The 1,746-nt window shown below is 76.3% G+C and carries 2 protein-coding genes; both read left to right on the top strand.

Going from position 1 to position 1,746, the window contains the following annotated elements:
- Positions 1-259 precede the first annotated feature (259 nt).
- The gene (locus tag AC2W7M_RS24820; RefSeq protein WP_486135712.1) at positions 260-880 is read left to right on the top strand and encodes a PD-(D/E)XK nuclease family protein; all 621 of its coding nucleotides are present in this window, start codon (positions 260-262) and stop codon (positions 878-880) included.
- On the top strand, positions 877-1,746 hold an 870-nt coding region (locus AC2W7M_RS24825), incomplete at its 3' end, for a UvrD-helicase domain-containing protein (protein ID WP_486135714.1). The genes AC2W7M_RS24820 and AC2W7M_RS24825, both read left to right, overlap by 4 nt.

Here is a 1,746-nt window from a genome sequence, read left to right on the forward strand (position 1 = left end):
TGTGCCCCGCCTCACGCGCCCCCGCCCCCGCCCCGCCGCTCGCGCTGCGCCCGCGCCGCCTGACCGTGACCGAGATCGAGACGCTGCTGCGCGACCCCTATTCCATCTATGCACGTCACGTGCTCGGCCTCGCCCCGCTCGACCCGCTGGACGCCGCCCCCGGGCGGCGCCGAGCGCGGCAGCGCGCTGCACGCGGCGGTGGGCCATTTCGCCCGCGACTTCCCGCGCGATCTGCCGCCCCGACGCGCTCGACCGCCTCATGGACTACGGCCGCGCGGCATTCCGCCCGCTGGAGGCGTTCGCCGCCGAACACGCCCTCTGGTGGGCCCGCTTCACCCGCGCCGCCGCCTTCCTGGTGGCGCTGGAGCGCGAGCGGCGGCCGGCGCTCGACCGGGTGGTGGCGGAGATCTCCGGCGCCCTTCCCATCAATCTTCCCGCCGGCCCGTTCGAGCTCGCTGCCCGCGCCGACCGCATCGAGCTGCGCGCGGACGGGCGCGCCGACGTCCTCGACTTCAAGACCGGCACCGCCCCCACCGCCCGGCAGGCGGCCTCGCTCTCGCCGCAGCTGCCTTTGGAGGCGGCCATGGTGCGCGCCGGCGCCTTCAGGGAGGTGCCGGCCGCAGAGGTGGGCGAACTCGCCTACGTCGAGCTGAAGGGCGGCGCGGCGGGCGGCGAGGTGAAGCCGATCACCGGCAAGAAGAGCGCCACGGAGCTTGCGGACGACGCCCTGGCCGGGCTGACGGGCCTGCTCGCCGCCTTCGACGATCCGGCGCAGGGCTACCGCTCGCTCGCCGCGCCCCAGTGGCGCGGGCGCTTCGGCGACTTCGACCATCTCGCGCGGGTGCGCGAATGGGCGCTCGGCGGGGAGGAGGACGAATGAGCGCGCCGCCGGCCGATCCCGCCCGCGGCCCTCACGCCGAGGCGACGCGGCGCCAGGAACTGGCCTCGCGGCCGGATCATTCCGCCTGGGTCTCCGCCAATGCCGGCTCGGGCAAGACCCATGTGCTGGCGCAGCGGGTGATCCGCCTGCTGCTCGCCGGCACGCCGCCGGGGCGTATCCTGTGCCTCACTTACACCAAGGCCGCCGCCGCCAACATGGCGAACCGGGTGTTGACGATCCTCGGCGCGTGGGTCAGCCTCGACGATGCGGGCCTCGACGCCGCCATCGCCGCCGCCCATGGCGGCCCGGTGACGCCGGCGCTGCGCGCGCGGGCGCGGCGGCTGTTCGCGGCGGCGCTGGAGACGCCGGGCGGGCTCAAGATCCAGACCATCCACGCCTTCTGCGGCGCGCTGCTGCACCGCTTCCCGTTCGAGGCGGAGGTGGCCGCCGGCTTCCGCGAACTGGACGATGCCGGCCGCGCCGAGATCATGGGCCGGGTGCGCGCCGACCTCGTGGTGGAGGCCGCCGCCGACCCCCGAGGGCGTGCTCGGGCGCGCCCTGTTCGGCCTCATGGCGGAGATGTCCGACGCGAGCCTCACCGCCATGCTGGAGGCGGCCGTGGCGCAGCGCGCCGGCATCGAGGCGCTGGGGTCAAGCGAGACCTCCCGCCGCGCCGGACTTGCCGCCGCCCTCGGCCTGCCCTCCGGCATCACCAGCGCAAGCGTGCGCGCCGCCATGCTGGAGAGCCCCCATCTGCCGCGCGGCGCCTGGCGCGGCGCGGCCGAGGCCATCGCCGCCGCCGGCAGCGCCAACGACAAGAAGCGCGCCGCCACCCTCCTCGCCGCGGCCGAGGCGGAAGCGGATGC

This window comes from Xanthobacter sp. BG11Y11_SDJG (genome assembly GCF_057364445.1).

Bases quoted from the DNA above. Each gene is read 5' to 3' on its own strand.
- AC2W7M_RS24820 (WP_486135712.1), top strand. From the start codon at position 260: ATGGACTACGGCCGCGCGGCATTCCGCCCGCTGGAGGCGTTCGCCGCC.